Origin of the sequence: Aeromonas sp. WP2-W18-CRE-05 (assembly GCF_014168615.1) — a bacterium.
GTDB lineage: Bacteria > Pseudomonadota > Gammaproteobacteria > Enterobacterales > Aeromonadaceae > Aeromonas > Aeromonas caviae.
In genome coordinates, this window is the sequence record NZ_AP021917.1 from 4,265,925 (window position 1) to 4,290,168 (window position 24,244).

The following is a 24,244-nucleotide window of genomic DNA, read 5'->3' on the forward strand; positions in this document are numbered from 1 at the left end:
TTGGCCTTGCACCTCACCGAGCCACTTGGTAAAAAGCCCGCACTGTCACTGGGGAGTAGCAACCCGCCCGAAATCCGGGCAGGGCCCATGTCAACACTCTTGGATCCACAGATCCATGGCATGGGCGGCGATAGCACCTATCGTCCTGCAAGACCTTTGGCCTCGATATGCACGCCAGCCGGGCGAGCCGTATCGGGTCCATCGGTTGTTCTGCTCGCCTGGCGGTTACTCATCATGCTGATCACCCTGCTGTTATTTCTGACCTCTGCCGTCACCATCTATCTGGCCTGCGAATACTTCGTCAACGGCATCGAATGGACCGGCCATCATTTCAAACTGTCCCAAAGCGCCACCGGTTCTCTGCTGGCCGCCCTCGGCACGGCCCTGCCCGAATGTATCGTCACCCTGACCGCCCTGCTGATGGGGGATGCCCCCGCCCAGCAGCAGATAGGCATAGGTGCGGCCCTCGGCGGCCCGCTGGTGCTGGCTACCATAGGCTATGCTGCCGTCGGCGTGACCCTGCTGCTGTGCATGAGCCGGGAGCACAGAGCCATCAATGGCGAGGTGCAGCGGGAGATAGGCCGCGATCAGGCCTGGTTTGCCGGCATCTTCCTGTTGGCCGTGCTGCTTGGCATGGTGGCCTTCACCGGTAAAACCTGGCTGGCCCCCCTGTTCGTGCTGATGTACCTCCTCTATGTGCGACGTGAGCTGAAACAGACCGACAGCCACGAGGCCGAATTGCCCTCCCCCCTCAAGCTGGACCCCGAGGCCGGGATCCCCGCGCCTGGCAAGGTGCTGGCGCAGACCCTGGGAGCCCTGGTGGTGGTGGCGCTCGCGGCCCAGCTGTTCGTTCACCAGCTGGAGAACATGGGCGAGCTGTTCGGCCTCTCGCCGGTAGTGGCCGCCCTGCTGCTGAGCCCGGTGGCCACCGAAATGCCCGAGCTGATGAACGTGCTCATCTGGGTGCGGCAGGGCAAGCACCGGCTGGCACTGGCGAATATCTCCGGCGCCATGATGATCCAGGGCACCATTCCCAAGGCGTTCTGCCTGCTGTTCACCCCCTGGCTGCTGGACAGCACCATGATGGTCTCCTCGCTGGTGACGCTGCTGTGGAGGGGGTTCAGTCGGGAGCGGATGACGGCGGGCAGGCTCGCCCTGGTGGGGCTGGTTTACCTGGGTTTCTGCGGCTGGCTGATGATGAGCTGAGGGCCGGCATCCGCCCCCGGCCCAACAAGAAAGGGCAGGATCCCATCCTGCCCTTCATCTCACGGGGTAGTGTCAATCAGGCCGAGCCGAGGTCTTAGAACTGCTGGAACCAGCGCTGGATCTGGGCCGGATCCTTGCTCTGGGTCAGGGCGAGCATCAGCAGCACCCGCGCTTTCTGCGGGTTGAGGGTCTCGGCGGCGACGAAGCCGTACTTGGCATCATCGATCTCCGCATCCAGGGTGGTAGAGCCGGTCGGCACGCGGGCGGAACGCACCACGCGAATGCCGTCCTTGCTCGCCTTGGCCAGGGTGTCGAACAGGGAGTGGTAGAGGTTGCCGTTGCCCACCCCGGCGCTGACGATGCCGTCAAACTTGGCATCCACCAGGGCCTTGGCCGGCAGGTCCGAGGCGTTGGCGTAGCTGTAGACGATGCCGACCTGGGGCAACTTGTCGAGCTTGCTCACGTCGAACGGGGTCTTGCTGGTATGCAGACGGGCCGGGCTGCGCTGGTAGTCGATCTTGCCGTTGTGGATGTAGCCGAGCGGGCCGAAGTTGGGGGAGGCGAAGGTCTGCACTCCTGTGGTGTTGGTCTTGGTGACGTCGCGAGCATCCAGCACGGTGTCGTTCATCGCCACCATGACGCCACGCCCCTTTGAGGCGGGGTCGGAGGCAGTCACCACGGCGTTGTAGAGGTTCATGGGGCCGTCGGCGCTCATGGCGGTGGAGGGGCGCATGGCGCCCACCAGCACCACCGGCTTGTCGCTCTTGACGGTCAGATTGAGGAAGTAGGCGGTCTCCTCCATGGTGTCGGTGCCGTGGGTGATGACGATGCCGTCCACGTCATCCCTGGCCAGCAGCGCGTTGACGCGCTTGGCGAGCGTGAGCCACACCTCGTCGTTCATGTCCTGGGAGCCGATCTTGACCACCTGCTCACCCTGCACGTCGGCCACGTTTTTCATCTCGGGCACGGCGGCGATCAGCGTCTCGATGGCCACCTTGCCGGCCTCGTAGTTGGACTGGGTGGCGGACTGGCCCGCCCCGGCGATGGTGCCCCCGGTGGCCAGAATGTGCACGCTGGGCAGCGCCATGGCCATCGGGGAGAGGGTCAGGCCGAGTACGGCGGCGATCAGGGTCTTGCGAATGGGAAGGGTCATGCTGCAATCCTTTTGGATGAGGGAATTGCAGCATTTTTATTCTTTTTAAACGGGATTTAAGTGATCATTCTCACCAATAAAAAGAAGTAAACAGAATATTAGTCTGATTTATACCAATTAAGTGATAATTCACTCTACCTGAAAGCCTCTCGCCTCGATCAGGGCGATCAACTCGGCTTTGCTCAGCTCGCTCTCGATGACGGCCTGGCGGCTGGCAAAGTCGACCGTGGCGGTGCGGACTGCTGGCTGGGCCATCAGGGCCTTTTGCAGGCTGGCAGCGCAGCCGCCGCAAGACATGCCGGTAACGGTGAGTTCGATGGTCATGGGCGCTCTCCTCTGTCGATGTGCAATCAGCCTAAAGCTGCCGCCTCCGGCAAGGTCAAGGGCGAATGCCGATCCCGTCAACCCCGGGTCGTGCATCATGGCGGCGCCCCATCACCCCATCAGTCCCAGGTAGTTCATCAGGGCGGCCCCCAGGCTGGTGGTGACGAGCGAGCCCAGGGTGGTGGTGGCGATGATGTTGGCCGCGAGGGCACTGTCACCGCCCATGGCACGGGTCATCACATAGCTGGCGGCGGCGGTGGGGGTAGAGCTGATGAGAAACAGGATGCCGAGGGCCTGCGGGCTGAAGCCGAGCGCCCAGGCCCCCAGCACCAGCAGCACGGGGATGCAGCACAGCCGGTTGACCGTGGCCCAGCCGGTCAGCATGGCGCCGCCGCGCAGGGCCTTGAGGTTGAGGCTGGCGCCGGTGCACAGCAGGGCCAGCGGCAGGGTCATGTTGGCGAAATAGTTGCCCGTGCTGATGACCAGCTGGGGCAGTTCGATGCCGAGCAGACCGAAGGGCAGGGCCGCCAGAATGGCGATGATGAGGGGGTTTTTGACGATCCCCTTGAGTATGGGGGTGAGCCCCTTTCCGCCCCCAAGGCTGCGGGTCAGGGTGATCACCGCGAGCACGTTGTAGAGCACAGTGATGGAGCCCACCAGCAGGGCGGCGGCCCCTATCCCTTCCGGGCCGTAGGCGTTTTGCACATAGGCCAGCCCCATGATCCCCATGTTGCCGCGAAAGCTGCCCTGCACGAAGATGCCCCGCAGTTTCTGCTCGCTGATGAAACGGGCCGCCAGCACCTCCAGCACCAGGAAACCGGCGAGGGTGCCGAGCAGGCCGTAGAGGATGAGCCAGGGGCTCGGCATGGTGGAAAAATCGGTGCGCACCATGCTCAGGAACAAGAGAGCTGGCAGGGTGACCTGGAACACCAGACGGGAGGCGGACTCGACGAAGCTGTCGGGCAAGAGACCCAGCCGCTTGAGCCAGATGCCGAGTACCAGCACCAGACAGATGGGGCCCGTGATGGAGAGAGAGAAGTGCAGACTTGCCAACAGATCCATGATGCGCGTCCTGTGCAACGGCGAAGAAAGTCGCCTGGGAAAGGGCATTCTAACGCCATGGGCTTGTATTCACAGGAGTTAATCACAACAATGTCTGCATCCCGGTTGTCGCCCTCCCCTGTCACGGATCCCCCATGGAAAAGAAACTGACCATCCTCGATATCGCTCGCCTCAGCGGGGTCGGCAAGTCGACCGTCTCCCGGGTGCTCAATCAGGATCCCAAGGTCAATGCCCAGACCAGGGCCAGGGTCGAATCGGTGATCGCCCAGCACGGTTTCGTGCCGAGCAAATCGGCGCGGGCCATGCGCAGCCAGAGCCAGCAGGTGGTCGGCATCGTGGTGTCGCGCCTCGACTCCAGCTCCGAGAACCAGGCGGTGCGCGGCATGCTGGAGACCCTCTACCAGCGTGGCTACGACGCCGTGCTGATGGAGAGCAAGTTCTCCCCCGCCAAGGTGAGCGAGCACCTGGCGGTGCTGGAGCGGCGCGGGGTGGACGGCATCATCCTGTTTGCCTTCAACGATCTGGACTATGCCGCCATGGCGCCGCTCAGGGAGAAACTGGTGCTGATGGCCCGCGAGCGCCCCGGCTTCTCGTCGGTCTGCTTCGACGATGACGGGGCGGTGCGCGCCGTGCTCGCCCACCTCGGGGAGCGTGGCCTGACCGAGGTCGCCTATCTCGGGGTGGAACGCAGCGATCTCACCACTGGGCTGCGTCGGCATCAGGCTTACCTCGACTACTGTCGGGAACAGGGGCGCACACCCCGCAGCGCCCTCGGGGATCTCGGTCTGCAAAGCGGCTATCGGCTCGCGGCCGAGCTGCTCACCCCCACCACCCAGGCCATGGTCTGCGCCAGCGACACCCTGGCCATCGGCGCCGCCAAATACCTGCAGGAGCAGGGGCGCACCGACATCCTGGTGAGCGGCCTTGGCAGCAATCCCATGCTGACGTTCCTCTTTGCCAACACCCTCAGCCTGGATTTCGGCTACAAGGACGCCGGCATCCTGGCCGCCAGACAGCTGCTCGACCAGATTGAAGAGGGGCAGCCCCCCAGAGCTACCATCGCCCCCTGTCAGCCCCTGTAGTCTATCTTTTCCTCCATTCCCGGCGTTTTGCGCTTTTTGTGACCAGCGCCACGAATTGGGAACGTTCCCATTGCCGATGCCAGCCACTGGCTTCATGCTAATTGGGAACGATACCAATAAACGGGCGGTCCTTGGCCAGCCGGTAAAGACACGACCATTATTCATGGAGTCACAGAGGGAAGGCTCATGTCAAAAGTCAACACACAGCATCTGGCGCAGCTGATCGAGCGGATCGGCGGCAAAGAGAACATCACCACTGTCAGCCACTGCCTGACCCGGCTCAGGTTCGTGCTGGCCGATCCGGCCAAGGCCGATCCCAAGGCCATCGAGACCATCCCTTCGGTGAAGGGGAGCTTCACCCAGGGCGGCCAGTTCCAGGTGGTGATCGGCAACGAGGTGGATCAGTGGTACAAGGCGCTCACCCAGGAGATCGGCGTGAGCGGCGGCAGCAAGGAGGCCGCCAAGCAGGCCGCCCGCCACAACATGAACCCGTTGGAGCGCGGCATCTCCCACCTGGCGGAGATCTTCGTCCCCCTGCTGCCCGCCATCATCACCGGTGGTCTGATCCTGGGCTTTCGCAACGTCATCGGCGACATCAAGATGTTCGACGACGGCACCCACACCCTCACCGAGATCAGCCAGTTCTGGGCCCAGGTGCACGCCTTCCTCTGGCTTCTGGGTGAAGCCATCTTCCACTTCCTGCCGGTGGGTGTCTGCTGGTCTGCGGTGAAGAAGATGGGCGGCTCCGAGATCCTCGGCATCGTGCTGGGTATCACGCTGGTGTCGCCGCAACTGATGAACGCCTATGGCATCGGCCAGCAGACCCCGGAAGTGTGGGACTTCGGCCTCTTCGTCATCCAGAAGGTAGGGTATCAGGCCCAGGTCATTCCGGCCCTGCTGGCGGGTGTCTTCCTCGCCTGGGTGGAAACCAGCCTCAAGCGCATCATCCCGGCCTATCTCTACCTGGTGATTGTGCCCTTCATCTCCCTGCTGCTGGCGGTGATCGTGGCACACGCCCTGATCGGTCCGTTCGGCCGCTGGATTGGTGACGGCGTCGGCTTTGCCGCCAAGGCGGCCATGACGGGTTCGTTTGCCCCCATCGGCGCCGCCCTGTTCGGCTTCCTCTATGCGCCCCTGGTCATCACCGGCATCCACCACACCACCAACGCGGTGGACCTGCAACTGATGCAGAGCATGGGCGGCACCCCCATCTGGCCGCTGATCGCCCTCTCCAACATCGCCCAGGCGTCTGCGGTCGTCGGCATCATCCTGATCAGCCGCAAGGAGAACGAGCGGGAGATATCGGTCCCGGCCGCCATCTCCGCCTATCTCGGGGTGACCGAGCCGGCCATGTACGGCATCAACCTCAAGTACAAGTTCCCCATGCTGTGCGCCATGGTGGGCTCAAGCTGTGCGGCTCTCATCTGCGGCTTCGCCGGTGTGATGGCCAACGGCATCGGGGTGGGCGGCCTGCCGGGCATCCTCTCCATCCAGCCGCAATACTGGGGCATCTACGCCATCGCCATGCTGGTGGCCATCGTGGTCCCCGCCCTGCTGACCCTGCTGGTCTACAAGCGCCAGCAGGCTGCTGGCAAGCTGGATCTGGCCACGGCCTGATCCACACAACCTCGGCGGAGCCCTGGCTCCGCCCTTTATCGTTGCCCTGTTCCAACTAATCCGGTTTCAACCAATGAGCGAACCAACCATGACACAGACACCCTGGTGGCAAAGCGCCGTGATTTACCAGATCTACCCCAAAAGCTTTCAGGATTCCGGCGCCCGTGGCACCGGTGATCTCAAGGGGATCATGGCCCGCCTCGACTACCTCAAGACCCTCGGCGTCGATGCCCTCTGGCTGACCCCGGTCTACGTCTCCCCCCAGGTGGACAACGGCTACGACATCGCCGATTACCTCAACATAGATCCCGCCTACGGCACCATGAGCGATTTTGAAGCGCTCCTGGCCGCCGCCCATGCGCGCGGCATCCGCATCGTGATGGATATCGTGGTCAACCACACCTCCACCGAGCACGCCTGGTTCAAGTCGGCGCTGGGGGACAAGAACAGCCCCTATCGCGACTACTACATCTGGAAAGATCCGGTGGACGGCGGCGTGCCCAACAACTGGCAATCCAAGTTTGGCGGCAGCGCCTGGGAGCTGGACCCGGCCACCGGCCAGTACTACCTGCACCTCTTTGCCTGCGAGCAGGCGGATCTCAACTGGGAAAACCCGGCCGTGCGCGCCGAGGTGAAGAAGATCATCCATTTTTGGGCGAAGAAAGGGGTCGACGGTTTCCGCCTCGACGTCATCAACCTCATCTCCAAGGATCAGGCATTCCCTGACGACGAGGTGGGGGATGGCCGCCGCTTCTACACCGACGGGCCGCGCATCCACGAATTTTTGCAGGATGTGAGCCGCGACGTCTTCGCCCCCGTGGGGGCCATGACGGTGGGGGAGATGTCCTCTACTTCGCTGGAGCACTGCCAGCGCTATGGCGCGCTCGATGGCTCCGAGCTCTCCATGGTCTTCAACTTCCACCATCTGAAGGTGGATTACCCCAACGGCGACAAGTGGACCAAGGCGCCGTTCGATTTCCTCGAACTCAAGCGCATCTTCAACCACTGGCAGAGCGGCATGCACGGCAAGGGGTGGTCGGCGCTCTTCTGGTGCAACCACGATCAGCCGCGCATCGTCTCCCGTTTCGGCGATGAGGGCGAGCATAGGGTGGTCGCCGCCAAGATGCTGGCCAGCACGCTGCACGGCCTGCAGGGGACGCCCTACATCTATCAGGGGGAGGAGATCGGCATGACCAACCCCGGCTATCAGTGCATCAACGACTATCAGGATGTGGAGAGCCGCAACATCTTCGCCATCAAGCAGGCGGAAGGGATGAGCGAGGCCGAGATCCTCGCCATTCTCGGTGCCAAGTCCCGGGACAACTCGCGTACTCCGATGCAGTGGGGCGCCGCCTCCAACGCCGGTTTCACCAGCGGGACGCCCTGGCTCAAGCCTGCCGCCAACTATTCCGAGATCAATGCCGAGGCGGCGCTGGCCGACCAGCACTCGGTGTTCTGGCACTATCGGGATCTCATCGCCCTTCGCAAGGCGCACCCCATCTTCACCCAGGGGGATTATCAGGAGCTGCTGACCGGGCACCCGCAGATCTGGGCCTATGTCCGCCGCGCCAACGGTCAGACCCTGCTGGTGGTGAGCAACTTCTACGGCGAGCCGGTGGAGTTTGCCCTGCCTGCCGAGCTGGCCAATGGAGAGGGGCGCCTGTTGCTTGGCAACTACCAAGACAGCCCGACCCGGCCGCAATCCTGCAAGCTGCGCCCTTACGAATCCCTGATCTGGCTGATGGAGCAATGATGACTGACGCAACGACAGTGCAGCGGCCCGCTGTGCGTGGCCCCGAGTGGCAGAAGATGGTGGCGGGAGCGCCCTATGATGCAGGGGACCCCGAACTGCGGGCTGCGCGGGAGCAGTGCCGCGCCCTGCTGGGAGAACTGAACCGGGAGCGAACCGATGCCCCTGGTTGGGATGAGCGCCTCACCCGCCTGCTGGGTGGCCGCGCAGAACGCTGTTTCATCACGCCCCCCTTCTTCTGCGACTATGGCGCCAACATCTTTGTCGGCGAGAATTTCTACGCCAATTTCAACTGCACCATCCTGGATGTGTGCGAGGTACACATAGGCGACAACGTGCTGCTGGCCCCCGGAGTGCAGATCTACACCGCTACCCACCCGGTGGCGGTAGCGCCGCGCATCAAGGGGGTGGAGTTCGGCAAGCCGGTGCGCATCGGCAACAACGTCTGGATTGGGGGCAGCGTCGTCATCTGCCCGGGCGTCACCATAGGGGACAACAGCGTCATCGGGGCGGGGTCCGTTGTCACCAGAGACATTCCGGCAGGCGTGGTGGCGGTCGGCAATCCCTGCCGGGTCTTGCGCCCCATGACGGCAGAGGAGCTGGCGCCCGGGGAACCTGGCTGACACAGAAGGGGCAGGCCGTACCTGCCCCTGTTCCTTTCCCTGACGGCGCTCCCGCAATGCCGGCAAGGCTTCGGCGCAGCCCCCTCTTTACCCGGGCAGCAAGGCGCCGCAACGCTTGTGCTGTCCCATGACCACCAGAGTCTTGAAACTGCGCACCTGGTCCCTGGCATGGAGCACCCGACGGGTGAACTGCTCGTAACTTTGCATGTCCCTGGCGGCCACTTGCAGCACGAAGTCCTGCTCACCCGTCACATACCAGAGATCCATCACCTCGGGTTCCCGCTGCAGGCTGGCGATCATCTCATCGACGATGCGGCCATGATCCCGCTCCAGGGTCACCAGCACCAGCATGGTGATGGGCCAGCCCATGGTGGACGGTGCCACCAGCGCCACTTCCCGCTCGATGAGACCGGACTCCCGCAAGGCGCGGACGCGGCGGTAGCAGGCAGGGGCGGAAAGACCGACCCTGTGGGCCAGCTCCGGCGTGGGCAGACGGGCATCCTGTTGCAGCTCGGCGAGGATGAGCAGATCAAATTTGTCGGTCATGGGGTTCATTAGATAAAAATTATCGCGCAGGGCCAGTATTAGACCGGTTTTACCCAAGTCTCCAGATATATTTTACTGCTCATCGTCCTGCCCGGTATGAACACCATGCAACCCAATCCCAATGCCCTCTCCTCTCTTCTGGCCGTCCTGCTCGCCATGTTGTCGATCACCCTCGGCGCCTCCCTGGCCAAATCCCTGTTTCCCCTGCTCGGAGCCGCAGGCACGACCCTGTTCCGGCTGGGGTGCGCCGCCCTCCTCCTCTCTCTGGTGTTTCGCATCTGGCGTGCCCCCCTCGACCGACGCACCCTGCTGGGCGCCATCCCCTACGGCCTGTCGCTTGGGGCCATGAACCTGCTCTTCTATCTCGCCATCGCACGCATTCCCCTCGGCGTAGCCCTGGCCATCGAGTTCATCGGCCCCCTGACGGTGGCTCTGATCTCCTCACGCCACCGGGCGGACTTCATCTGGCTGATACTGGCCATCGCCGGACTGCTGCTGCTCTTGCCCCTGCGGGCAACACAGCAGGCCATCGATCCCCTGGGGGCCGCACTGGCTCTCGGGGCTGGCCTCTTCTGGGGGCTCTATATGCTCACCGGAAAGCGGGCAGGAGCCTTGCTGGGCGCACAGGCTCCGGCGCTGGGCATGTGGGTGGGCACCCTGCTGGTATTGCCCTTCGGGCTGGAGGGTGCGATCGAGGCGTCATTCACCGTCCCCGTGATCCTCACCATCATCGGGGTGGGGCTGCTCTCGAGCGCCATCCCCTACTCTCTCGAGATGTTTGCCCTGCGCCGCCTTCCCCTCAAGAGCTACGGCATTCTCACCAGCGGTGAACCGGCCATTGGGGCCTTGATGGGACTGGTATGGCTGGGTGAGCAGTTGCCCCCGTCCCAGTGGCTCGGGATAGCCGCCATCATCGCCGCCTCCATGGGCACCACCTGGCAGGCGGGTCGTCGACAAGCGGGCTCCGCCTGAACCAAAAAAATCGGGGCCGGCGATGACCGGCCCCGGGGATGGCACGAGCGCGTCAGGACGAGTAGTCGTAACAGCGTTTGAGCTCGCCGAAGTCATAGAAGAAGCTGCCCACCGCAATGGGGGCACAAGCTGCCTTGAAGGCGAGCTCCTTCTCGTTGTAAAGCATCTTCACCAGCACCCGGCCGGCCTCGTTGCGGTAGACATCCCACTGGATATTGGCCGCATAGGGAGAGACCCAGCCGCCACGCCATTCGTTGTTTTCCTGGCTCATCAGCACGCCAGGCTGGGCGCTCTGACGACTCCCTTCCAGCTTCATCAGGGCCGCCAGCGGGATCAGGGTCTCCGCATGGGCGAAGCGCAGCTTGGCGACATGCTCGCCCGCCTCTTCCACCACCTGGGTCTGTACCTCGTTGAAGAGGCCGTCAAGCAGGGGCTGGGCCACGGCGTAGGTGGCGCTCTGGCTGGCAAGACTCGGCCCCTTTTCGTAGAAGTCCTCGGCATCGGAGAGGTAGGAGAACCAGGCAGACTCCTCTGGCGTGATGAACTGCTCGAGATCCCAGGACCCGCCTTGTGCCTGCGCCTCCCGGATCATCCCCGGGCCGATGATGAAGAGGTTGTAGAGCATGAGGGCGGCGTCCACCTCGTCGCGCACATGGGTCTTGCCGCCGTCTTCCGGATTCACCGCCACGTAATCCACCCCGGCGGCCAGCTCGTCGACGAAGGCCTTGCTGTAGAGACGCTCGAGCATCTCGCGGGCCATCACCCGGGTCCTGGGCAGGGCCTTGAGCGCATCGAGGGCCTCGGTCAGCTCGGGAGCGGGAGCCACCCCGTTCTCTTCGTCCCCGACAAAGGCCTGATAGGCCTGGAAGGTGGGCAGATACCGGGTGTACTCCCCCTGCGGCTCGGTCTTGTGGAAGTAGAGCTCGAACTTGTTGCGCAGCCCCTTGTCGATCTCGGAAGGGTTCTCCTGGCTGACGTAACAGTCGGGGCTGTCGGTCACCAGAGAGACCCGTTTGGCCAGGCTCTGCATGAAGAAGTAGGCGCTTTCGTTGGCGCGATCCTTGCCCGATGTCTCGACCTTGAGGCAGAGGGGAGTCGATTCAGTGGCCAGCAGGGTGGGCAGCCGTTCGGCGAGCCGGGTCGCCAGGTTGGCGTGCTCCTCCTTGCCGAGCGCACTCAGCAGGCCATAGCCGAGGGTCTGGTTGGCGGCCGTGACGGCGTCCACCTTGGCGCCGAGCCGTTGGCCCAGCTCGGTCAAGGCCCCCTGTCTCGCGGCCTCCTCCCACACCAGCTTGGTCAGCACATCGTATTTGGGGCTGGACAGCGAGCGGGAGCCATGGCGTGCCACCAGTTCAGTGAAGACGGGACTAAAGCCTTCAGGGGCAACCTCATAGCTGTTCATTGCCTGACGGGCGGCATAGACCGCCTTGGTGCTGTATTGATAGCCGCCGACGGCGGGCGAGGAGGAGTCATTGCCCGAATTGCAGCCGCTCAGCAGGGTGGCCGCCACGCAGGCGGCAAGGGAAGAGACGCGAAACATAGTCATCCTTGAACCAGTGTGAAAATGAAGCCGCACAGTACGCACCGGATGTGACAATCCGGTGTCAGGTCTGGGACATGCACCTCTCTCCGGAAGGGTGAACACCCTCCAACCCGTCTATGTCCCCCCACAAAAAAATCATTCATATTTTTTGAACGTGTAGGCCAGTTTATCTCGCTAACAATGACCGGGTGAGGCGCTTAATATTCACACATCGCTTAGGCAGGAGCGCCAAGCCGCAAAACAACTGGTCGTTCATGGCAGTCCCCCATACACATGGGTGACAAACATCCGTGACAAAACAACACACCATTTGAATGACCTCTTGCAAGGATGCATTGATGCAGGCCTGTCAGGCCTTGCCAATGACATAAAAACCAAGAGAGTGAATGAACATGAAAAACGTGATCAAGATGCTGGCCGTTGCAGGCCTGATGAGTGCCGGTGTTGCCCAGGCTTCCGTCCCCGCCGACTTCAACGCCACCCCGGGTGTGCTGTTCGTGAACTGGCATGCCAGCGCCGCCATGGCCGGCAAAGCCAACCCCATGCTGGAGGTGCGCGATGAATCCGGTGATCTGGTGGCATCCGTCCACGCCAACCTGATGGGTACCCAGCAGGTACAGATCCCGAGCCGCTCCCAGGGCAACCTGACCGTCAGCCTCGGCGATCAGAGCAGCGATTACCGCATCCCGTTCGGCATCGGCAGCGGCAATCCCCGCTGATCAACGCAGACGACTTCCCTCCCGGGTCTGGCAAAGACACGCCGACCAGGCGAGAGATCAACGACAAGGGCGCCATCAAGGCGCCCTTGTCGTCGTTGCCGTCGGCATACACGGCTACTGGGTGAAGACGGGACCGAAGCCGGATCCCCACAGGATGGCCGTGGCAGCCAGCACGCAGACCAGCAACACCAGGCCGACCGTCACCACTGAACTGGCGTAGATGAATCCCTGCTCCTTGGTGATGTGCATCAGGATGGGCACGCCGATATAGAGCAGGTAGACGGAATAGGTCAGCCCGACCAAACCGATGAGCATCACGAACCAGAGATGCGGGAAGAAAGCGGAGAAGCCCACCATGAAGAGTGGCGTGGAGGTGTAGGCCGCCAGCTCCAGCGAGGTCGTGTAGCTGGGATCCGAGCCGAAGGTATGCCCCATCCAGTGCACCAGATAGGAGAGTGCCAGCACGCCGATGATAAGGGTCACGTACATGGCGACCGACAGCTTGAATGCGCTGTTGGCGGTCAGGGTGATGGGATCGCCGACCCCGATGCTCCAGCCGATGTGAACGGCGGAATAGTAGGCGCAGATGGGAGGGATAAGGGCCACGAGCAGGATGTGGGTCAGACTGTTTCTGAAGCTGTCGTGCCGCTCGTCTATGGTATGCCATTCGGTGTGGGGATGGGCATACAATCCCCATAAGTGATTCAATATCATAGCGTTATTCCTTCTCTACATCGGTGGTTGGCGGATCGATACCGGGCTTTCTCCTCTGATTGCGTCATGTCCGGGCGCTGGTGGCGCCATCGCTTGCCATGGCATGCGATGACTTTAAATAAAGTCGCTCCACCGCCGCTGCGTCAAGCAGGGTCGCCGGGCCAGCCGGGAGGGATGGGAAGACAGCAGGAGGGCACCGGAGGCGGGCACTGATGGCACCCGCCGCCGGCACTCCCGTCAATACTGCTTGGTTTTCGAGGCAAAACCCGCGAGGAAGAGACCGGTCAGGAACATGCCGCAGAAGGCCTCGATGGCCGACAGCAGTTGCAGCGGCGAGGAGGTCTGGGAGATGTCCCCATAACCCAGGGTCACGAAGGTGACGATGCTGAAATAGAGAGAGCGCCCCAGATGGCCGTGGGTTGCAGACTCCGGCGCCAGGAAATAGGTCAGGGTCGCCAGCAGGATCACCCCCATCGACATCAGCAGGCTTCTGATGGGACGCTCCCCAAACCCCCAGGTGATGAAGCTGATGAACTTGCCCGCGCACTTGAGATAGCACAACAGGGAGAGCCAGCACTTCGTCATCGGACCGCTTCGCAGCCAGCGCTCCCGGTACAGCTCCCGCGGGCTCGCCAGGGACTTCATCTCGTGCAGCTTCTCCTTGTAGTAACACTCGCCGGCATCGACGGTGTCACCCACGCTGGAGAAGAGGCGCTTGGCATTGCGATAGAGTTTGCTCGCCTCGTTGTGGTCGATCCGCCCATTGTCGTTGTAGACCACCTCCACCTTGTCCAGGTTGGTGTGCTCCATGGTGGCATCGAAGTTCTTGGCGCTGACGCTGAAGTTTTTCAGCACCGCCCGGGAGGAGTGGAAGCGGATCTCCTCGCACTCTATGGTGAAGTCCTGAAAGACCCCGTCCTCCAGCGCCAGCTCCCGCTTCTTGGCCCAGGCCCTGTGGTCCCACAGCAGGGAGTCGAACAGATCGAGCCCGATCACCCCGCCATTGACCCTGACCCCCTTGGCCGAGCAGTGCCACAGATAAACCTTGGAGTTGTTGACGGCGCCATCGAGAGAGAGCTCGTCGAGACAGGTAAAATCGAGCAACCGGCCGGAGATGATGGGGCTTTTGAGGGTAACACCGCCGATGTTGAGCAGACGATGCTTGCCCAGCACCTGGGCTTCCCCCTTGTTGTTCTCCGAGACCGAGAGCAGGCTTTGCACCCGTTTCACCTCGTCATTGCCATGTTTTCCCGCCAGCCACATGCTGTAAGGCTCGAAACGGGTCTCCGAGCGGATGAGGCCGCTCTTGCGCAGGGATTCCAGTGCACTCGAGGCGCTCTCATACAGGCGGACCTTGTCGTCGCTCATGTAGACACAAAGGCTCAGCACGCAGCGGGAGCTGATGAAGCGGGCGATGCCGATCTGGAAGATCACACTTTTTTCTATCTTCTGCTCCGCCATCCAGTCGTCGAAATGGGGCAACGACGCCACCAGCAGCGCCCAGATACGGGGATAATCGTTCTCACGCCGCCACTCGTTGAATTGCTCGGGGGAAAGCTGCCAAAGCTCTGTTGCATTCATGCATGACCTCACTCAAGAAACCGATCCCGTTTTGCCGGGCCGGGGTGACGGCAGGCGTCGATCACGACAGGGTGATCCGGCGGGCGCAGCATAGGGACTCACCACGCCATCATACTCGGCAGACGGGCCAAGTCACTGGGAGGAAAGATTCAAGAAGAGCGCTGCGACAGCTTTGTCACCGGACGGGACGCTTTTCGAACAGCGGGAAGCGGGACATCGAAAAACGGGAAAAGAAAAAGCCCAGCATTGCTGCTGGGCTTTTGATTTGGCTCCTCCTGCTGGGCTCGAACCAGCGACCTGCGGATTAACAGTCCGTCGCTCTACCGACTGAGCTAAGGAGGAATTATTCGTGGTGCCCAGAGACGGAATCGAACCGCCGACACGGGGATTTTCAATCCCCTGCTCTACCGACTGAGCTATCTGGGCAAATGGTGCCGGCTACCGTAGATGTACAACGCATTTCGCCACCTCGATCCTAACGCCAGACCCAAGTCAAATCACCCTCTTCACCGAGATCAAACGGTTCTGGGGTGATGCTGATCAGATCTTTTCTAAATAACTGATCCCAATAGTGCTACACCTTCGCTGTGCCATAGCCATTCCCCGGGAAAGGAGACACGGTATCCATGAAGTGTTTCACTCGGGCCAGCAGGTTTGCCATCCCTCTGCATTGATGATTGCGCGTGATGGTTTCATGTAACTTGTGCCATAGCCGTTCTATGTGATTAACCCAAGGGCTGTAAACTGGCTGGAACACCAGGCAGAACTTGGGATTCTTCTTCAACCATCGCTCGGTCTGTTTGCTTTTGTGAATGATGTAGTTATCGAGGATCAACGTGATGGTTTTGGCTCGTCGGTAGTGGTGGCGCAGCTTTTCCAGCATGGCAATAAACAGCGATGAGTTTTTCTTGATCCCGCTGACGTAAAGTACCCTTCCGTTGCCTGCGTGGAGAACGCCTGCCAGATAATGCTTGGCATTCTGCCCCGGTGTGACAACCCGCTTTTGCTGCGCTCTGAACATCCAGTCGGCTCCTAATTTGGGATTGAGGTCTATATCGACTTCATCCTCATAAAACACCGGATTATCGGCATCACAGCGGGCCAGCGCGGCGTCGATATTCGCCATTTTTTCCTGATAGGCTGGGTCTTTTATCCGCAAGGTCGGCACGGGCCTGCGCCAGACAATGCCCATACGAGGTAACCATCGGCGGAGCGTGGAGGCTGCCACATTTAGCCCTGTTAACCGATTGATTTTTATAGCCAATAGTTCAGTACACCAACGGCTGCGCTGATAACCAAAATCTTGCGGAGAAAACTGCATGAGCAGCACCAGTAAGGTGACAATCTTGGCGATAGGTAAGACTGGGGCACGGCCAGCCGGTAAGGCTTCTAGCGCATCTATGCCTTCATCTCGATACCACCGAAGCCAACGACCGATGGTCGAGCGCGCAGCGCCGGTAAGGTGATGAACATCGGTGATCGTGCGTCCTTCATGTAACAGCAAGATGGCCATCAAGCGACGAGCATGTCCTTTATCACGGGTGGCATGGATGATTTTGTGAATGCGGCGCCGTTGTGGTCGTGGCAGAGGTGGTAGGATAGGCATCAACTCAGTCCTTTGGGTGTGGCTTGTTTTGTTTAGCGACTAATCAGATCGCACAAACTGGACTGAGTTCCCTTCCTCCGGTGATCTACTATTCGGAACAGCTATTTAGGGCATTTGAATGGAGGTACGTATATGGTGATTAAAAGGACCGCAGAACAGTTAGCGGACGTTCTATTTCCTGAAGCGTTGGAACAGGATGATTTTGCTGATGGAGTGTTTTCTATCCCTCCTGAACAACGAAAACTCCACACTGAAACTTACGATTTCACCGTGGAAACTATAGTGGAAAAACTGAGTGATGGTTCTATTTTTATACCTAAATTTCAGAGGCGTTACGTTTGGTCAGAGGCTCAAGCCTCTCGGTTGATTGAATCTCTAATTATTCAGTGCCCAATCCCCGTCATCTATTTAAATCAGGAGTTAGATGAAAAACTCTCGGTTATAGATGGGAATCAACGCCTCACCACTATGCGTAAATATTTTAGTAATGAGTTTTCGCTAAAAGGATTGACTGCATATCCGGAGTTAGATGGGAACCGATTTTTTGAGCTAGACCCTCGTTTTCAACGCCATATCCAGAATCGTACACTTAGGTGTATTGTTATTTTGAAAGATACACATCCTCAGGTTAAATTCGATGTGTTTGAGAGATTAAACTCAGGTGCCACGAAGCTCACGCCACAAGAACTAAGGCACGGACTATATTTTGGTGACTTAATGTCGCTTGCTACGAAAGCCGTTAAGGATTCAAGCTTCCTGTCTGCTCTTGAAATAAAAAATGACAAGCGGATGAAAGCTGAAGAGCTTGTGTTGAGATTTTGGGCTCTTAGTGAAAATCATGAAAATTACAAGAAGCCTCTAAATAACTGATCCCAATAGTGCTACACCTTCGCTGTGCCATAGCCATTCCCCGGGAAAGGAGACACGGTATCCATGAAGTGTTTCACTCGGGCCAGCAGGTTTGCCATCCCTCTGCATTGATGATTGCGCGTGATGGTTTCATGTAACTTGTGCCATAGCCGTTCTATGTGATTAACCCAAGGGCTGTAAACTGGCTGGAACACCAGGCAGAACTTGGGATTCTTCTTCAACCATCGCTCGGTCTGTTTGCTTTTGTGAATGATGTAGTTATCGAGGATCAACGTGATGGTTTTGGCTCGTCGGTAGTGGTGGCGCAGCTTTTCCAGCATGGCAATAAACAGCGATGAGTTTTTCTTGATCCCGCTGACGTAAAGTACCCTTCCGTTGCCTGCGTGGAGAACGCCTGCCAGATAATGCTTGGCATTCTGCCCCGGTGTGACAACCCGCTTTTGCTGCGCTCTGAACATCCAGTCGGCTCCTAATTTGGGATTGAGGTCTATATCGACTTCATCCTCATAAAACACCGGATTATCGGCATCACAGCGGGCCAGCGCGGCGTCGATATTCGCCATTTTTTCCTGATAGGCTGGGTCTTTTATCCGCAAGGTCGGCACGGGCCTGCGCCAGACAATGCCCATACGAGGTAACCATCGGCGGAGCGTGGAGGCTGCCACATTTAGCCCTGTTAACCGATTGATTTTTATAGCCAATAGTTCAGTACACCAACGGCTGCGCTGATAACCAAAATCTTGCGGAGAAAACTGCATGAGCAGCACCAGTAAGGTGACAATCTTGGCGATAGGTAAGACTGGGGCACGGCCAGCCGGTAAGGCTTCTAGCGCATCTATGCCTTCATCTCGATACCACCGAAGCCAACGACCGATGGTCGAGCGCGCAGCGCCGGTAAGGTGATGAACATCGGTGATCGTGCGTCCTTCATGTAACAGCAAGATGGCCATCAAGCGACGAGCATGTCCTTTATCACGGGTGGCATGGATGATTTTGTGAATGCGGCGCCGTTGTGGTCGTGGCAGAGGTGGTAGGATAGGCATCAACTCAGTCCTTTGGGTGTGGCTTGTTTTGTTTAGCGACTAATCAGATCGCACAAACTGGACTGAGTTCCCTTCCTCCGGTGATCTACTATTCGGAACAGCTATTTAGCCACGTTCATCAATGATTTTTCAGATCAAAACAGGCGAATAACAGAAAAAAGAAAAATAGAATTGTTGAGAAGTTTCATCGATACCTTAAATCTAGTTAGAGCATCGTTGGGCGAGTTAACATTCAAACTCTTTGATAAGGATTTAAATGTAATAAGCAACTTTAACTCGGCATTATATGATGCATTGATGGTGGGTTTCTACGAGCTAAATTCCACTAATTCTTTCGCAGCACTAACTCAAGCACAATCTCAATCAATACTTGGTGAGCTCGTCGAGAATGATCCAAAATTCCGTAGGTCTATAGGCGTAGCGACTAGCGACGAAACTCAAGTTAAGTATCGAACCCAAGCCATACAAGATGCCTATAGAAGACGGGGGTGAGATGTCGTACTCAACAAGTGCAGCTCGTAAATCTACAGCTCTAGATTTTAAGGAAATTAAATCAAGGATTAGGAAGTCACAACGCAAAGAAATAGAGCCAATGCTTCGGGAGTACGTTGTGGCGGCCTCAATATTTTTGGCTCATGCAACTTTAGAAAATTATATATCTGATATATTTTCAGGGTTTGCTAATGGGCTGCAGTCGTCACCAATAAAAGGTTCTGAAATACCAGACTACCTACAGGCTCATCTGTTCCTAAATAGGATAGATAAGTCGAAGGTTTATGGGGCTGCAATAGGGATTCACTCCGAGGCTGACTCGTTGATGTCTATTTCTAAATCGTTAAAGTCACATGCTGGTACAGTTGTGGATAATTCCAAGAGCATATATAGGTTTACAGGAAAGGATATATTCACAACCCACAAATATCCTTCGATTGACAATATAAAGAAAATATTCAATCGAATTGGCGAGCCAAAAATCTTCCAGAGATTGGATATTCTTCTAAAAATGGACTCAAAAATATTACTGGAATCATTAGGAAGCCTGAGAACTCAGTTGGCTCACACTGGGCAGCTTCCTGGTGTATCACCTTCAGATGTAATTAAACGTATTGCAGATATAGAATTATTTATATCTGCAATTGATCGTGTTATGTATACGTTGGTTGTGTCTACGTCTGGCCAGCATACTTGGAAGTCGCATGTATGTTAGCTAATCTAAAATTAGGTCTGGTCGTTATGTGCACACAAGTTACATGTATATATTGGTTTTCTATACGGCACTTGAATCGTTTGTCATAATTTCTTGATGCTTGTAATTCGAGCAATCACTAAATCAAAGTGTATCCTTTAAACCGCTAGTATCAAGCCTTCGGGCCGAACATCTTGATATACTGTTTAATTAGTATTTGCGCGTTGCTCAAATCTTCGGGGGCTGGGGTCATATTATCACATATGAAATTTCGACCGTTAGCGACCGCAACCGAACACCAGACGTAAGCCAGCGAATTATCCTGTGTAACACCCCTTCCATCGAGATACATACCACTGAGCCCGATCTGAGCCTCGGCATATCCTTGCTCCGCCGCTTTTCGATACCAAGAAACTGCTTGGCCTGCAGCATCTTGCGTTTCCTTGAGATCGTGTTCGTACAGCCATCCAAGGGTGAATTGAGCGCCCACATGACCTTGTTCGGCCGCTCTGCGGTACCAAGGCAAGGCTTGAGTGTGCATGTTTTCTGTTATGTTCGGGCCCATCTGTGCAAACATGTACTCTTGCTCTGACATCTTGAAAGCTGATTGGACTCCACCGTCGTGGAGTCTGCCCAATCTGAATTGCGCTTCAGCATGCCCTTGTTCAGCAGCCTTGGTAAGCCAAACAAGTACCTGATCTTCATAATGCGGTAGCGTTGCATACAACTCTCCTAATCGGTACTGGGCGTCCATATCCCCCTGTTCGGCAGCTTGTTGCACTCGATCTGGTGACTCGTTTGACCAATCTTTCGCTTGAAGTGATGCCTCCCCGTAAACACAGGTAATTAATAGTGCCAAAAACGCCTTTTTTTTCATCTCGATTGCTCCTGTGACATTTTTCAATTCGTAACACTACCTGACTTCACAAAGGTGTCGTTAGAGACACAAATTAGCGCCGGCTAAATAGCTGTTCCGAATAGTAGATCACCGGAGGAAGGGAACTCAGTCCAGTTTGTGCGATCTGATTAGTCGCTAAACAAAACAAGCCACACCCAAAGGACTGAGTTGATGCCTATCCTACCACCTCTGCCACGACCACAACGGCGCCGCATTCACAAAATCATCCATGCCACCCGTGATAAAGGACATGCTCGTCGCTTGATGGCCATCTTGCTGTTACATGAAGGACGCACGATCACCGATGTTCATCACCTTACCGGCGCTGCGCGCTCGACCATCGGTCGTTGGCTTCGGTGGTATCGAGATGAAGGCATAGATGCGCTAGAAGCCTTACCGGCTGGCCGTGCCCCAGTCTTACCTATCGCCAAGATTGTCACCTTACTGGTGCTGCTCATGCAGTTTTCTCCGCAAGATTTTGGTTATCAGCGCAGCCGTTGGTGTACTGAACTATTGGCTATAAAAATCAATCGGTTAACAGGGCTAAATGTGGCAGCCTCCACGCTCCGCCGATGGTTACCTCGTATGGGCATTGTCTGGCGCAGGCCCGTGCCGACCTTGCGGATAAAAGACCCAGCCTATCAGGAAAAAATGGCGAATATCGACGCCGCGCTGGCCCGCTGTGATGCCGATAATCCGGTGTTTTATGAGGATGAAGTCGATATAGACCTCAATCCCAAATTAGGAGCCGACTGGATGTTCAGAGCGCAGCAAAAGCGGGTTGTCACACCGGGGCAGAATGCCAAGCATTATCTGGCAGGCGTTCTCCACGCAGGCAACGGAAGGGTACTTTACGTCAGCGGGATCAAGAAAAACTCATCGCTGTTTATTGCCATGCTGGAAAAGCTGCGCCACCACTACCGACGAGCCAAAACCATCACGTTGATCCTCGATAACTACATCATTCACAAAAGCAAACAGACCGAGCGATGGTTGAAGAAGAATCCCAAGTTCTGCCTGGTGTTCCAGCCAGTTTACAGCCCTTGGGTTAATCACATAGAACGGCTATGGCACAAGTTACATGAAACCATCACGCGCAATCATCAATGCAGAGGGATGGCAAACCTGCTGGCCCGAGTGAAACACTTCATGGATACCGTGTCTCCTTTCCCGGGGAATGGCTATGGCACAGCGAAGGTGTAGCACTATTGGGATCAGTTATTTAGTTAGCGCAACAGGTTCATATCCAGTTTTTCGTGAATGGTCAGAATCACTTCACTCAGGGCCGCAAAAATACTGTCTTCATCACGCTCACCGAGCTTTGCCCAAACAGCGCCGTCATTACCCCAGTTTTGCGGAATGCGGTTTTTCCCTTGCGGATCGAGATCCCAACTCCACCATGACCACGCATTACTGGGTTTACCCTGCATGTGTGGGAAAATGTCTGATATGGCAGCACCTATTTTAGTTGTCTTCTCCTCATCCTGAGCTATTCCTGAAATGCCAAAATATAAACCATTATAATTTTTTTTATCAAACTCCCAGTGCAAAGAATAAATTCCATCAGAACTTAATGGAATATAAAAGCTAGTCCATCGATTCGCTGAGTCCACATCAGGCATTTCAATGGTGAAAGGGAAGTTAATGAATCTTTTGTTTAAGTCAGTGATTAATTCTTTGAGTAAGTCGCTGCAAACCTCATTTATCTGGTTAAATATCATAAATGCAGATTCTATGGAGCGACTGTCTTTTCTGATGATTTCTGATAATTCATGGCTGTTATCCATAATAAATTCACCATTGATTGATTGGTTGATGTATTTAATTAGTGATTCAACAAATATTCTTACCGCACCTGCCCGAACATGCAGTAAGCACGTACTCAGCCATTCGACGACTTCATGCCATGATATCGTGAGGATATTTTGTTTCAGAGATTCCTGTGTATTATTAGGAAGAGTCCACTCACCCGGTTCATGGTTGCATAAATAAATTAACTTCCATGGTCTTTCACGTTTGTTCAGCCATAGCGCATAATCCCTTAACTGATTTTCCTGATCTGCTGCCCATGGCTTATTTTCGATAGCGATAGCACCCTCTGAAGATGTAAGCAACAGGTCTATCTTTCTTCCGTTTTCGATAGTGACTTCATAATCAACCCTAGCTTTATGATGGCTACCTCCGATGACTATAGGGCTATCGTGTCCACACTTTTCAATGAGGGTAAGAAACCCTTTTAGAAACAGCGCTGACTGCCCATGAGTTTCATTGGGAGAAAGTAAAAATCGCAGATAGCGTGAAAGAGCTAGTTCGTCATTCTTCAGCCAGTCCATAAGGCTGAAATCAGGTGCCAGCTCGGCCTGATAACGTGATTTAGCCAGATTCGTCACTTCATTCCAGCGTGCAACACTATCAAGAAGAGCTGCGGCATGCTGTTGTATGGCATTCATTGTCTTACCCTTTTGGCAAATATTGCTCTCCAGACTAACGCTGTTCACGGTAAGGGCAAGAGCAAACTAAATAGCTGTTCCGAATAGTAGATCACCGGAGGAAGGGAACTCAGTCCAGTTTGTGCGATCTGATTAGTCGCTAAACAAAACAAGCCACACCCAAAGGACTGAGTTGATGCCTATCCTACCACCTCTGCCACGACCACAACGGCGCCGCATTCACAAAATCATCCATGCCACCCGTGATAAAGGACATGCTCGTCGCTTGATGGCCATCTTGCTGTTACATGAAGGACGCACGATCACCGATGTTCATCACCTTACCGGCGCTGCGCGCTCGACCATCGGTCGTTGGCTTCGGTGGTATCGAGATGAAGGCATAGATGCGCTAGAAGCCTTACCGGCTGGCCGTGCCCCAGTCTTACCTATCGCCAAGATTGTCACCTTACTGGTGCTGCTCATGCAGTTTTCTCCGCAAGATTTTGGTTATCAGCGCAGCCGTTGGTGTACTGAACTATTGGCTATAAAAATCAATCGGTTAACAGGGCTAAATGTGGCAGCCTCCACGCTCCGCCGATGGTTACCTCGTATGGGCATTGTCTGGCGCAGGCCCGTGCCGACCTTGCGGATAAAAGACCCAGCCTATCAGGAAAAAATGGCGAATATCGACGCCGCGCTGGCCCGCTGTGATGCCGATAATCCGGTGTTTTATGAGGATGAAGTCGATATAGACCTCAATCCCAAATTAGGAGCCGACTGGATGTTCAGAGCGCAGCAAAAGCGGGTTGTCACACCGGGGCAGAATGCCAAGCATTATCTGGCAGGCGTTCTCCACGCAGGCAACGGAAGGGTACTTTACGTCAGCGGGATCAAGAAAAACTCATCGCTGTTTATTGCCATGCTGGAAAAGCTGCGCCACCACTACCGACGAGCCAAAACCATCACGTTGATCCTCGATAACTACATCATTCACAAAAGCAAACAGACCGAGCGATGGTTGAAGAAGAATCCCAAGTTCTGCCTGGTGTTCCAGCCAGTTTACAGCCCTTGGGTTAATCACATAGAACGGCTATGGCACAAGTTACATGAAACCATCACGCGCAATCATCAATGCAGAGGGATGGCAAACCTGCTGGCCCGAGTGAAACACTTCATGGATACCGTGTCTCCTTTCCCGGGGAATGGCTATGGCACAGCGAAGGTGTAGCACTATTGGGATCAGTTATTTAGCATCCACTGTTATGTTACAAGGATCAAGTAGTGACATCGATTTGATATGTAATAAGACATGTCGGATTG

The 24,244-nt window shown here is 56.8% G+C and carries 22 protein-coding genes, 2 tRNA genes and 1 riboswitch; of the genes, 11 read left to right on the forward strand and 13 right to left on the reverse strand.

All coding sequences use genetic code 11. The features are described 5' to 3' along the window. The first annotated feature begins 38 nt into the window (after window positions 1–38). Window positions 39–146: riboswitch (yybP-ykoY riboswitch) on the forward strand. Between the two features lie 88 nt (window positions 147–234). After that, a complete protein-coding gene (locus tag H7R73_RS19945) occupies window positions 235–1,206 on the forward strand; it encodes a sodium:calcium antiporter (protein WP_267895006.1) in 972 nt (323 codons plus the stop codon). Window positions 1,207–1,300: 94 nt separating this feature from the next. On the opposite strand, the gene ansB is transcribed toward H7R73_RS19945, so the two are convergent. From ansB to H7R73_RS19960, 3 genes are all read right to left on the reverse strand, one after another. Then, window positions 1,301–2,359, reverse strand: coding sequence for an L-asparaginase 2 (gene ansB, locus H7R73_RS19950; protein WP_042864883.1), 1,059 nt, complete (start codon window positions 2,357–2,359; stop codon window positions 1,301–1,303). 129 nt (window positions 2,360–2,488) lie between these two features. After that, window positions 2,489–2,683 carry a heavy-metal-associated domain-containing protein gene (locus H7R73_RS19955; protein WP_103259492.1) on the reverse strand — a complete coding sequence of 65 codons (195 nt, stop codon included), beginning with the start codon at window positions 2,681–2,683 and terminating at the stop codon, window positions 2,489–2,491. A 111-nt stretch (window positions 2,684–2,794) separates the two neighbouring features. Then, a complete protein-coding gene (locus H7R73_RS19960) occupies window positions 2,795–3,745 on the reverse strand; it encodes an AEC family transporter (protein ID WP_103259491.1) in 951 nt (316 codons plus the stop codon). Between the two features lie 134 nt (window positions 3,746–3,879). On the opposite strand from H7R73_RS19960, the gene treR reads away from it, so the two are divergent. The 4 genes from treR to H7R73_RS19980 all read left to right on the forward strand — a co-directional run bounded on the left by treR (window position 3,880) and on the right by H7R73_RS19980 (window position 8,817). Further along, window positions 3,880–4,827, forward strand: a complete 948-nt coding sequence (gene treR, locus H7R73_RS19965) for a trehalose operon repressor TreR (RefSeq protein WP_041211765.1) — start codon at window positions 3,880–3,882, stop codon at window positions 4,825–4,827. A 186-nt stretch (window positions 4,828–5,013) separates the two neighbouring features. Beyond that, complete coding sequence (gene treB / locus H7R73_RS19970) at window positions 5,014–6,444, forward strand: PTS trehalose transporter subunit IIBC (protein ID WP_039039721.1); 1,431 nt, start codon at window positions 5,014–5,016, stop codon at window positions 6,442–6,444. A gap of 88 nt (window positions 6,445–6,532) precedes the next feature. Continuing rightward, window positions 6,533–8,197: an alpha,alpha-phosphotrehalase gene (gene treC / locus H7R73_RS19975; protein ID WP_103259490.1), complete on the forward strand. Its 1,665-nt coding sequence runs from the start codon at window positions 6,533–6,535 to the stop codon at window positions 8,195–8,197. Beyond that, window positions 8,197–8,817, forward strand: a complete 621-nt coding sequence (locus tag H7R73_RS19980) for a sugar O-acetyltransferase (protein WP_029314833.1) — start codon at window positions 8,197–8,199, stop codon at window positions 8,815–8,817. The genes treC and H7R73_RS19980 overlap by 1 nt, the downstream gene beginning before the upstream one ends. An 87-nt stretch (window positions 8,818–8,904) precedes the next feature. On the opposite strand, the gene H7R73_RS19985 is transcribed toward H7R73_RS19980, so the two are convergent. Continuing rightward, a complete protein-coding gene (locus tag H7R73_RS19985) occupies window positions 8,905–9,363 on the reverse strand; it encodes an Lrp/AsnC family transcriptional regulator (RefSeq protein ID WP_039039724.1) in 459 nt (152 codons plus the stop codon). 96 nt (window positions 9,364–9,459) lie between these two features. Here H7R73_RS19985 and H7R73_RS19990 point away from each other — a divergent pair, with 96 nt between their 5' ends. Next, window positions 9,460–10,335, forward strand: coding sequence for an EamA family transporter (locus H7R73_RS19990; protein ID WP_103259489.1), 876 nt, complete (start codon window positions 9,460–9,462; stop codon window positions 10,333–10,335). A 52-nt stretch (window positions 10,336–10,387) separates the two neighbouring features. Here H7R73_RS19990 and H7R73_RS19995 read toward each other — a convergent pair whose 3' ends face one another. Beyond that, window positions 10,388–11,881, reverse strand: a complete 1,494-nt coding sequence (locus H7R73_RS19995; RefSeq protein WP_103259488.1) for a histidine-type phosphatase — start codon at window positions 11,879–11,881, stop codon at window positions 10,388–10,390. Between the two features lie 383 nt (window positions 11,882–12,264). Here H7R73_RS19995 and H7R73_RS20000 point away from each other — a divergent pair, with 383 nt between their 5' ends. After that, entirely contained in the window at window positions 12,265–12,597 is a 333-nt protein-coding gene (locus H7R73_RS20000) for a hypothetical protein (RefSeq protein WP_103259487.1), read from the forward strand. A gap of 114 nt (window positions 12,598–12,711) precedes the next feature. Here the strand turns inward: H7R73_RS20000 and H7R73_RS20005 are convergent, their stop codons facing one another. From H7R73_RS20005 to H7R73_RS20025, 5 genes are all read right to left on the reverse strand, one after another. After that, entirely contained in the window at window positions 12,712–13,311 is a 600-nt protein-coding gene (locus H7R73_RS20005) for a Yip1 family protein (RefSeq protein ID WP_029314835.1), read from the reverse strand. Between the two features lie 237 nt (window positions 13,312–13,548). Beyond that, window positions 13,549–14,892, reverse strand: a complete 1,344-nt coding sequence (locus H7R73_RS20010) for a potassium channel family protein (RefSeq protein ID WP_042015128.1) — start codon at window positions 14,890–14,892, stop codon at window positions 13,549–13,551. 266 nt (window positions 14,893–15,158) lie between these two features. Continuing rightward, window positions 15,159–15,234, reverse strand: a tRNA-Asn gene (locus tag H7R73_RS20015). A gap of 8 nt (window positions 15,235–15,242) precedes the next feature. Continuing rightward, window positions 15,243–15,318 (reverse strand) — tRNA-Phe (locus tag H7R73_RS20020). A gap of 148 nt (window positions 15,319–15,466) precedes the next feature. Beyond that, window positions 15,467–16,498 carry an IS630-like element ISAhy2 family transposase gene (locus H7R73_RS20025; protein ID WP_001809438.1) on the reverse strand — a complete coding sequence of 344 codons (1,032 nt, stop codon included), beginning with the start codon at window positions 16,496–16,498 and terminating at the stop codon, window positions 15,467–15,469. 132 nt (window positions 16,499–16,630) lie between these two features. Between H7R73_RS20025 and H7R73_RS20030 the strand changes: the two genes are divergently transcribed. Next, a complete protein-coding gene (locus H7R73_RS20030; protein ID WP_197971168.1) occupies window positions 16,631–17,368 on the forward strand; it encodes a DUF262 domain-containing protein in 738 nt (245 codons plus the stop codon). 11 nt (window positions 17,369–17,379) lie between these two features. Here the strand turns inward: H7R73_RS20030 and H7R73_RS20035 are convergent, their stop codons facing one another. Beyond that, window positions 17,380–18,411 carry an IS630-like element ISAhy2 family transposase gene (locus tag H7R73_RS20035; protein ID WP_001809438.1) on the reverse strand — a complete coding sequence of 344 codons (1,032 nt, stop codon included), beginning with the start codon at window positions 18,409–18,411 and terminating at the stop codon, window positions 17,380–17,382. 469 nt (window positions 18,412–18,880) lie between these two features. On the opposite strand from H7R73_RS20035, the gene H7R73_RS20040 reads away from it, so the two are divergent. Continuing rightward, the gene (locus tag H7R73_RS20040; protein ID WP_182951377.1) at window positions 18,881–19,618 is read left to right on the forward strand and encodes a HEPN domain-containing protein; all 738 of its coding nucleotides are present in this window, start codon (window positions 18,881–18,883) and stop codon (window positions 19,616–19,618) included. 151 nt (window positions 19,619–19,769) lie between these two features. On the opposite strand, the gene H7R73_RS20045 is transcribed toward H7R73_RS20040, so the two are convergent. Beyond that, a complete protein-coding gene (locus H7R73_RS20045; RefSeq protein WP_182951378.1) occupies window positions 19,770–20,474 on the reverse strand; it encodes a tetratricopeptide repeat protein in 705 nt (234 codons plus the stop codon). Window positions 20,475–20,666: 192 nt separating this feature from the next. On the opposite strand from H7R73_RS20045, the gene H7R73_RS20050 reads away from it, so the two are divergent. Next, window positions 20,667–21,698 carry an IS630-like element ISAhy2 family transposase gene (locus tag H7R73_RS20050; protein ID WP_001809438.1) on the forward strand — a complete coding sequence of 344 codons (1,032 nt, stop codon included), beginning with the start codon at window positions 20,667–20,669 and terminating at the stop codon, window positions 21,696–21,698. 23 nt (window positions 21,699–21,721) lie between these two features. Here the strand turns inward: H7R73_RS20050 and H7R73_RS20055 are convergent, their stop codons facing one another. Then, on the reverse strand, window positions 21,722–22,945 hold the full coding sequence (locus tag H7R73_RS20055; RefSeq protein WP_182951379.1) for a PDDEXK-like family protein: 1,224 nt from the start codon (window positions 22,943–22,945) through the stop codon (window positions 21,722–21,724). A 175-nt stretch (window positions 22,946–23,120) separates the two neighbouring features. Here H7R73_RS20055 and H7R73_RS20060 point away from each other — a divergent pair, with 175 nt between their 5' ends. After that, window positions 23,121–24,152, forward strand: a complete 1,032-nt coding sequence (locus H7R73_RS20060; protein ID WP_001809438.1) for an IS630-like element ISAhy2 family transposase — start codon at window positions 23,121–23,123, stop codon at window positions 24,150–24,152. The last annotated feature ends 92 nt before the right edge of the window (window positions 24,153–24,244 follow it).